The following is a 9,199-nucleotide window of genomic DNA, read 5'->3' on the forward strand; positions in this document are numbered from 1 at the left end:
GCTGTCGGTCGGCTACATGTTCGTGCTGGCGAATGCGGTGCTGCCGCGCCTGATCCCCGAGCTGCGCCGCTCGATTCCCGGCGTCGACCTCGACTTCGCCGAGCTCAGCGCCTCGACGCGCGAGGCGCGGCTGCTCGACCGCAGCGTCACGGTCGCGCTGTGCATGCCGGCAATCAACCATCCCGAGATCCAGGTGGCACGGATCGGCGCACAGCCCTTCATGCTGGCCATGCCGATCCGCTCGCCGCTCGCCCGTCTTAGTGCAGTGCCGATGGCGAAATTGCAGGGCCGCCCGCTGATCGCGCTGCCATGGCCGGACCACGACCCCGCCTCCTCCGCGGTCGCGGCCTTGCTGCGGCGGCATCAAATCGTGATGCCGATTGCGAGCCGGGTGGAGACGGTGCATTCGGCGATGAGCCTGGTTCTCGCCGGTGAAGGTCTCGCCATCCTGCCAGCTTGCGCGCAGCTCGGCGCACCACGCGGCATCGTGTTCAGGCCGCTGCGCGACGCCACCGACTCCATCGATATCGCAGTCTGCTGGCGGCGGGATTCCCAGAGTCCGCTGATCCGCACCTTCCTCAAATGCGCCGAGAAGGCCGTCGCGCCGATGTGACGGGCTACAAGGGCCAGGTGATCTCACGGCTCCAGGGCGGATCGGCGCCCGGGCGGGTGCAGGTGAGACCGGCGCAATTGGCGGCAAAGGACAGCGCGCGGCGGAGCTCGTCGGCACTGATGGCCTTCAGCTGCTGCCGCGCCAGACGCCCCTGCTTGTACAGGGCGAACAGCAGCGCCGCCTGGAAGCTGTCGCCGGCGCCGATAGTGTCGGCGACCTCGACCTTGGGCGCGGTGACCTCGATCTGCCCTGCCCCCGCGTGCCAGGCGATGGCGCCATTGTTGCCGAGGGTGATGACGACGAGGCTTGCGCCCTGCCCGAGCAGCAKGCTCGCGCGTTGCTGATAGGGCTCTTCGCCGAAGAGGTAGGCGAAGTCGACGTCCGACATCTTGATCAGATCGGCCTGGCTCGCGAACTCCGCCATGCGCGCGAGATAGGCCGACTTGTCCTTGACGAGGTTGGGCCGGCAGTTCGGATCGAAGGAGATCGTGGACGACATCCGCGCGTCCGCGATCAGGGCTTTCGTCTCGGCCGCGCCCTGGTCGTTGACCAGCGTGGTCGAGCCGACATGGAGGGCTTCAACGTCCGCGAAGGGAATCAACCCGCGCCGGTAGGTCCAGTTCCGCGTCGCGGTCTCGGCATCATAGAAGGCGTAATGCGACTCGCCCGCGACGATGCGCACGAAAGCGAGCGTGGTCTGGTGATCGCTGCGGGTGGCAAGGCCGAGCTCGACATGCGAGGCGACTGCGTGGTCGGCGATCATGCGGCCGAACAAGTCGGTCGAGATGCCGCCGACGAAGCCGGTCGGTGCGCCCAAGCGCGCCATGCCGATCGCGACGTTGAGGCAGGAGCCGCCAACCGCGGGCATCACCGCTTCGCGTCCTTCTGCGTTTCGCGTCGGCACGAAATCGATCAACGCATCGCCGCAGGATATCAGCATTCGTTTCACCCTCYGGCGATATCTCGCATCGCGGCACGGCTGCCGCGATCGAGCTCGCGCAGCAGCTTGTACACGTCGCGCTTGCGGGAATGAAACGCGGCCATGTCGGGCGCGGTCGGCTCGCTCTTGCGTCCCAGGGCCGACATCTTGGCCATGGTCTCGCCGATCGAAGCATAGGCGCCGCCAGCAACCGCACCTAACATCGCGGCGCCCAGCAGCACCGGCTCCCTGGTCTGCGGCAGCGCGACGGTGAGGCCCGTGGTGTCGGCCATGATCTGACGCACCAGCGGGCTGCGGCTGGCGCCGCCGCCCATGATCATGATGCTGGACCGGACGCCATGCGCGGCAAAGGCCTCGATCACCTCGGCAAGCCCATAGGCGAGCCCACAGAGACCGGCGACGAACAGCCGCTCCATCGAAGCGATGTCGGTGTCGAGATCGAGGCCGGCGATCACCGCGCGGGTGTCAGGATCGGCATAGGGCGAACGATTGCCGATGAATTCCGGGAGCACGTGGACGTCGCGGGCGAGCAGCGCGGCGCGGCTGGCATCGCCGGCGCGTGCGATGATGCGACGCTCGAGGAACTCGATGAGGTCGAGGCCATCGCTCCGCGCAGCCGCGCTCGCCTCGGCAAAGCCCGGATGCGACTTGAGCAGATGGTCGATCGCCGCGCCCGCGGCCGACTGCCCACCCTCGTTGAGCCAGAATTCCGGCACCATGCCGGAATAATAAGGACCCCACACGCCCGGCACGAAGCAGGGCTCCTTGGTCGTCGCCATGATGCAGGCCGACGTTCCCATGATGTAGGCGAGGCGGTCGCTGACATCGCTCGTCCCGCCAGACCCATCGCGGCCGCCGATCGCGCCGATGCCGCCGGCATGGGCGTCGATCAGCGAGGCACCGACCGGCGTTCCCGGCGTCAGACCGAGCTCGGCCGCGGCCGCGCCGGTGAGACCTGCGCCGAGCCGCGTGCCCGGCGCGACGATCTCGGTGCCGATGCGGGCGTATTTCTCGTTGACGAAGTCGGACAGCCCGATGCGCTTGAAGAATGGTGCGCTCCAGCCGCCTCCGTCATGGGCGAGATAATTCCATTTGCAGGTGACGGTGCAGGTCGAGCGTTGCAGCGCGCCGGTTGCGCGCCAGGTCAGGTAGTCTGCCAGATCGAAAAAATGGCCTGCGGCGTCGAAGCTCGCGCGCAGATGCCGCTTCAGCCACAACAGTTTCGGCATCTCCATCTCGGGTGAGATCGAGCCGCCGACATAGCGCAGCACCGCATCCTCGGTTTCGTTGATCAGCCGCGCCTCGGCCGTAGCGCGATGGTCCATCCAGACGATGACGTTGCGCTGCGCCTCGCCCGAGGCGCTGACGGTGAGCGGCTCGCCCTGGAGGTCGAGCACCACGAGGGAACAGGTGGCGTCGAAGCCGATGCCGCCGACGCTGTCGGGCGCGATGGCGGCGTCCGCAATCGCCGCCCGCACGGATTTCACGCAGGCCTCCCAGATGTCCTGGGACGACTGCTCGACGATATCGCCGGCCTCGTGCCAGATCTTGATCGGATGCCGGGCCATCGCCAGCAGCGTGCCGGCCTCGTCAAACACCCCTGCCCGCGTGCTGGTGGTCCCCACGTCGACGCCGATATACGCTCGCGGCATTGTCGCTCCCGGTCGCTCTCGTCAGTTTTGACGCAAGCCTACCAGCAAGTGTAGCCGCCATCCACCAGCACGATGCTGCCGGTCATCAGGCTCGCGGCCTCCGAACTGAGGAACAGCACGACGGAGGCAATCTCCTCGACCTGCCCCATCCGCGCCATCGGGGTTCCGCCGATCCAGGCGTCGTACATTCTCGGATTGCTCTTTACGAAGGCGTTGAGCGGCGTCTCGATATAGGTCGGCGCCACCGCGTTGACGCGGATGCCGCGCGCGCCCCATTCCGCGGCGAGCGACTTGGTCAGATGGTGCACGCCGGCCTTGGACGCATTGTAGAAGCACTGCTCCTGCGGCTTGTTGACGATGAAGCCGGACATCGAGCCGACATTGACGATGGCGCCGCTTTGCGCCTTCAACATGTGCTTGCCGAACTCGCGGCAGCACCAGAAGGTGYCGTTGAGGTTGACGTCGATGACGTTGAGCCAGTGCTCGTCGGTCACGGTCTCCGCCGGCGTCTCGCTGCGCGCGATGCCGGCATTGTTGACGAGGATGTCGACCTTGCCGTGGCGGACGACGAGGTCATTGGCGACCTCGGCGACGCGCTTGGTGTCGGTCACGTCCATGACCGCGGTCTCCACGTCGAACCCCTTCGCCTTCAGGCCGGCCTTGGCGCTGTCGGCGACCTTGCTGTCGCGGTCGCCGATCACGACCCTGGCGCCGGCCTCGGCCAGCGCCTCGGCGCAGGCGAGCCCAATGCCCTGCCCGCCGCCGGTGATGAACGCGGTCTTGCCGTTCAGCTTGAATTTTTCCAGGTACATGTTGGTTTTTCCGTCTCTTGCCGTCTCTTGCCGTTTCTTGCCGTTTCTTGTCAGCCGCGAAGAGCGTTGCCGCTCTCGTCGAAGCGGTGGATGCGCGCGGGCTCCGGCACCAGCGACACGTGATCGCCGGCATGCAGGCTCAATTCGCCGATGTAGCGTGCCGTCAGCATGCCAAGCGGGCCCGCATCGACATAAAGGAACGTGTCGCTGCCGAGATGCTCGGCGACCGCGATCGTCCCCTGCCAACCGCCGGTCCCGTCGCGCTCGATCTTGAGATGCTCCGGCCGCACCCCGATGGTGGCCGCGCCCTGCTGCCTGGCGAGCTCGCCGGTGACGAAGTTCATCTTGGGCGAGCCGATGAAGCCGGCGACGAACAGGTTGGCGGGCTTCTCGTAAAGCTGCAGCGGCGAGCCGTATTGCTCGATCTTGCCGCCGTTGAGCACGACGATCTTGTCGGCCATGGTCATGGCCTCGACCTGGTCGTGGGTGACGTAGATCGCGGTGGTGCCGAGCTGCTTCTGGAGCCGCGTCACCTCGATGCGCATCTGCACGCGGAGCGCGGCGTCGAGATTGGAGAGCGGCTCGTCGAACAGGAACGCCTTKGGCTSGCGCACGATGGCGCGGCCGATCGCGACGCGCTGGCGCTGGCCGCCGGAAAGCTCGCGCGGCTTGCGATCGAGATAGGGCGTGAGATTGAGCGTCGCGGCCGCCGCCTCGACCTTGCGGTTGGTCTCGTCCTTGGAAAGGCCCGCCATCTTCAGCCCGAAGCCGATATTGCCGCGCACGCTCATATGCGGATAGAGCGCGTAGGACTGGAACACCATCGAGAGCCCGCGCTTGGCCGGCGGCGTGTCGACGACGTTCTTGCCGTCGATCAGGATCTTGCCGCCGCTGACGTCCTCAAGCCCGGCGATCAGCCGCAGCAGCGTGGTCTTGCCGCAGCCCGACGGCCCCACGAACACCACGAACGACCCGTCCGCAATGTCGAGATCGGCGCCCTTGATGATGTGCACGGGGCCGAAGGATTTCTGCACGTCCTGAAGTGTGATCTGACCCATGATCCGGCAGCCCTTCTTACTTTACCGCGCCAAAGGTGAGCCCGCGCACGAGCTGCTTCTGGCTGAACCAACCGAGGACGAGAATGGGCGCGATCGCCAGCGTCGAGGCCGCCGACAGCTTGGCCCAGAACAGCCCTTCCGGGCTCGAATAGGACGCAATGAACGTGGTGAGCGGCGCAGCGTCCGACGTCGCCAAATTGAGCGTCCAGAACGCCTCGTTCCAGGCCAGGATCAGATTGAGCAGCATGGTCGATGCCAGGCCCGGGATCGCCATCGGCGTCAAGACATAGACAAGCTCGCGGCCGATGGTGGCGCCGTCCATGCGCGCGGCTTCGAGGATGTCCCGCGGGATCTCCTTGAAATAGGTGAAGAGCATCCAGATCACGATCGGCAGGTTGCCGAGGCAGAGGATGAAGACGAGCCCGATGCGGGAATCGAGCAGGCCGAAGGACTTGTAGATCAGGTAGATCGGCACGAGCACGCCGACCGGCGGCATCATCTTGGTCGAGAGCATCCAGAGCAGGATGTCCTTGGTGCGCTTGGTCGGCGAGAACGCCATCGACCACGCCGCCGGGATCGCGATCAGGAGCGCGATCAGCGTCGAACCGCCGGCGATGATGATCGAGTTCATCGCATGGTGCAGATAGTCGCTGCGCTCCTGCACGGTGACGTAGTTCTCGGTGGTCCAGTGGAAGAACAGGAAGGACGGCGGAATGGCGAAGGCCTCGAGCTCTGTCTTGAAGCTTGCCAGCACCATCCAGAGGATCGGAAAGAAGATCAGGAAGCCGAAGAACCACGCCCCGATCGTCGATATCACCACCCGCTGCGTCGTTTCCTTCCGCGCCATTGTTCAAGCCTCCAGGTTGCGGCCGACGATGCGGACAAGGAAGAAGGCGACGATGTTGGCGATCACGACGGCGACCAGCCCGCCGGCCGACGCGCTGCCGACGTCGAACTGGATCAGCGCTTGCGAATAGATCAGGAAGGCGATGTTGGTGGTCTGAAGGCCCGGCCCGCCGCCGGTGGTGACGAAGATCTCGGCAAACACCGTGAGCAGGAAGATGGTCTCGATCAGGATCACCACCGTGATGGGACGCGCCATGTGCGGCAGCGTGATGTAGATAAAAGACGAGAGCGCRCTGGCACCGTCCATCTCGGCGGCTTCCTTCTGCTCCTCGTCGAGCGATTGCAAAGCGGTCAGCAAAATCAGCGTCGCGAACGGCAGCCATTGCCAGGCCACGATCAGGATCACCGCGAGCAGCGGCGCGTCGGTGAACCAGTCGATCGGCGTCAGCCCGACAAGCTTGGCGAGCCAGGCGAACAAGCCGGACACCGGATGCATCAACAGGTTCTTCCAGACCAGCGCGCTCACCGTCGGCATCACGAAGAAMGGCGCGATCACCATCAGCCGCACGATGTTGCGGCCGATCACCGGCTGGTCCATCAACAGCGCCAGCGGAATGCCGAGCAGGATGGTCAGCGCCAGCACCGAGCCGACCAGCACCAGGGTGTTCTGGAGCGAAGCCAGGAAGGCAGGATCGGTGAGGAAGTAACGGAAATTCTCAAGCCCGACGAACGCCTCGGAGCCGGGATCGAGCAGGCTGTAATGCAGCGTCGAGAAATAGAGCGTCAGCGCGAGCGGGACGATCATCCAGATGAACAGGAGCCCGACGGCCGGGGTCAGGAGCGCGCGCGCCAGAAACTGCGTCTGCCGGGTTGCCATCCCTGACTTCTCCACTTGGGGAAGAAGGCGGCCATCCGCCGGGGCTGGGCTGGTGGATGGCCGCCAGTTTGAGCTCAGGAGGGAGAGCTCGGGTTCACTTGATGTAGCCGGCGCGCTTCATCTCGCGCTCGGTCACGGATTGCGCCGCGGTGAGCGCGGCATCGACCGTCATCGATCCCGCAAGCGCGGCCGAGAACTGCTGGCCGACCTGCGTGCCGATGCCCTGGAATTCGGGGATCGCGGCATACTGCACGCCGACGTAAGGCACCGGCTTCACCGTCGGCTTGTTCGGATCGGCGGCGTCGATCGAGGCCAGCGTCAGCTTCGCGAACGGCGCGACCTTCAGATATTCAGGGTTCTGGTAGAGCGAGGTGCGCGTGCCTGGCGGCACATTGGCCCAGCCCTCCTTCGCCGCCACGATCTTGGTGTAGTCTTTGCTGGTCGCCCAGGCGATGAACTTCTCGGCGACGTCCGACTTCTTCGAGCCGGCAGGGATCGCGAGACTCCACGCCCACAGCCAGTTGGCGTTCTTGCCGAGCCCGGTGTTGGGCGCCAGCGCGAAGCCGACCTTGTCGGCGACCCTGGACTCCTTGGGATTGGTGACGAAGGACGCCGCGACCGTCGCGTCGATCCACATTGCGCATTTGCCGGCGTTGAACAGCGCCAGGTTCTCGTTGAAGCCGTTGGAGCTCGCGCCGGGAGGGCCGGCTTCCTTCATCACATTGACGTAGGTCGTCAGCGTCGTCTTCCATTCCGGCGTGTTGAACTGCGGCTCCCACTTCTCGTCAAACCAGCGCGCGCCGTAGGAATTGGCCATCGCCGAGAGGAACGCCATGTTTTCGCCCCAGCCGGCCTTGCCGCGCAGGCAGATGCCGTAGGTGCCGGCGCTCTTGTCGGTGAGCTTCTTGGCCGCGTCGATCACGAAATCCCAGGTCGGGTTTTCCGGCATCTTCAGGCCGGCCTTGTCGAACAGGTCGGTGCGGTACATCACCATCGAACTCTCGCCGTAGAAGGGCGCGGCGTAGAGCTTGCCGTCGACGGAGACCGCATCCTTGATCTTGGGCAGGAGGTCGGCGACGTCGTAATCCGCGCCGAGATTGGCGAGCGGCACCAGCCAGCCCTTCTTGGCCCAGATCGGCACCTCGTAGGTGCCGATGGTCAGCACGTCGAACTGGCCGCCCTTGGTGGCGATGTCGGTGGTGACGCGCTGGCGCAGCACGTTCTCCTCCAGCGTCACCCATTTCACGGTGATGTCTGGATTCTGCTTGGTGAATTCACCGGTCAACCCCTGCATGCGGATCATGTCGCCGTTGTTCACGGTGGCGATCGTCAGGGTGGTTTCGGCCATCGCGGGGACGGCCAGCAGCACGGACGCGCCGCAAACGGCGCCGAGGACGTATTTCACGGTGACCTCCCTCAAACTCGCGTTTTGAGCATATGCTCACGCGTTGGGCGTATGTTCACCTCACGGACGGAGGATTGTCAAGCAGGCGCGCGGGCGTTTTGGCAACTTATGAGTGCTGCGGTGCGGGAGGGAGCGAGGATGGAGGCGTAGCCTCACCCACGCTGTCATGCCCCGCGCAGGCGGGGCATCCAGTACGCCGTGTCGTCTATTGGTTTGCCCCAAGCGTGGCCGCGGCGTACTGGATCGTCCGCCTTCGCGGACGATGACAGCGGCGCGAGCAGCGAAATCCCGCGCCTCAGCGCTCCAGCGCCGACCGAGGCGCCGATGGTCGTAGCCTTCCGGCACTTCCGGCGGAATGCTGGTGAGGCGCCGAGCTATCGCCCACACTCAGCGTCATGCCCCGCGCAGGCGGGGCATCCAGTACGCCGTGTCGTCTATTGGTTTGCCCCAAGCGTGGCCGCGGCGTACTGGATCGTCCGCCTTCGCGGACGATGACACCGATGTGGGTGGAGAGACCATTCGCCTCGCTGACGCTGGAAGCGCTACCCCGCCTCAGCGCTCCAAAATCGCCCTTGCCGTCGCCTCGTCCGTGATCAGGCCGTTGATCAGGCCTCCGCTCAACGCCGCCGCGATCGCCGGGACCTTGGCGGCGCCGACCGCGGCGCCGATGGTCGTGGTCTTGGCCGGCACTTCCGGGGGAATGCTGGTGAGGCGCTTGTTGGTGCCGGCCTTGAGCATGCGGCCCTTGGCGTCATAGGCCCAGCCGGTGATCTCGCCGATCGCCCCCAGGCGCATCATCTCGAACAATTCGTCGCGGGTGACGAAGCCGTCGACATGGACCTGCGCCTTCTGGTCCATCTGGCCGATGCCGACGAGGCGTAAATCGGCCTTGGCCGCCACCGCCTTCACCTTCGCGATCGGCTCGATGCGCACCATCTTGTTGCGTTCGTCCTCCGACGACATCAGGAACGGCAGCGGCATCGGGTAGTGCCGCGC

General features: G+C 65.6%; 9 protein-coding genes. 1 reads left to right on the plus strand and 8 read right to left on the minus strand.

What is annotated here, in order from left to right; translation table 11 throughout:
* On the plus strand, nucleotides 1-613 hold a 613-nt coding region (locus tag AC1D00_RS14065), incomplete at its 5' end, for a LysR family substrate-binding domain-containing protein (RefSeq protein ID WP_477011081.1).
* A gap of 4 nt (nucleotides 614-617) precedes the next feature.
* Here AC1D00_RS14065 and AC1D00_RS14070 read toward each other — a convergent pair.
* From AC1D00_RS14070 to AC1D00_RS14105, 8 genes are all read right to left on the minus strand, one after another.
* The gene (locus tag AC1D00_RS14070; RefSeq protein WP_477011082.1) at nucleotides 618-1,553 is read right to left on the minus strand and encodes a carbohydrate kinase family protein; all 936 of its coding nucleotides are present in this window, start codon (nucleotides 1,551-1,553) and stop codon (nucleotides 618-620) included.
* Nucleotides 1,554-1,558: 5 nt separating this feature from the next.
* The gene (locus AC1D00_RS14075) at nucleotides 1,559-3,205 is read right to left on the minus strand and encodes an FGGY-family carbohydrate kinase (protein ID WP_477011083.1); all 1,647 of its coding nucleotides are present in this window, start codon (nucleotides 3,203-3,205) and stop codon (nucleotides 1,559-1,561) included.
* A 38-nt stretch (nucleotides 3,206-3,243) separates the two neighbouring features.
* Nucleotides 3,244-4,017 carry an SDR family NAD(P)-dependent oxidoreductase gene (locus AC1D00_RS14080; RefSeq protein WP_477011084.1) on the minus strand — a complete coding sequence of 258 codons (774 nt, stop codon included), beginning with the start codon at nucleotides 4,015-4,017 and terminating at the stop codon, nucleotides 3,244-3,246.
* Nucleotides 4,018-4,067: 50 nt separating this feature from the next.
* Nucleotides 4,068-5,075 (minus strand): ABC transporter ATP-binding protein, encoded by a 1,008-nt coding sequence (locus AC1D00_RS14085; protein WP_477011085.1) that lies wholly within the window; start codon nucleotides 5,073-5,075, stop codon nucleotides 4,068-4,070.
* A gap of 16 nt (nucleotides 5,076-5,091) precedes the next feature.
* A complete protein-coding gene (locus AC1D00_RS14090) occupies nucleotides 5,092-5,922 on the minus strand; it encodes a carbohydrate ABC transporter permease (RefSeq protein WP_135172648.1) in 831 nt (276 codons plus the stop codon).
* A 3-nt stretch (nucleotides 5,923-5,925) separates the two neighbouring features.
* Nucleotides 5,926-6,798 carry a carbohydrate ABC transporter permease gene (locus AC1D00_RS14095; protein WP_135172647.1) on the minus strand — a complete coding sequence of 291 codons (873 nt, stop codon included), beginning with the start codon at nucleotides 6,796-6,798 and terminating at the stop codon, nucleotides 5,926-5,928.
* 94 nt (nucleotides 6,799-6,892) lie between these two features.
* A complete protein-coding gene (locus AC1D00_RS14100; RefSeq protein WP_404558974.1) occupies nucleotides 6,893-8,146 on the minus strand; it encodes an ABC transporter substrate-binding protein in 1,254 nt (417 codons plus the stop codon).
* 609 nt (nucleotides 8,147-8,755) lie between these two features.
* On the minus strand, nucleotides 8,756-9,199 hold a 444-nt coding region (locus AC1D00_RS14105; protein WP_477011086.1), incomplete at its 5' end, for a sugar-binding domain-containing protein.

The organism is Bradyrhizobium sp. P2_E8 (genome assembly GCF_056403875.1).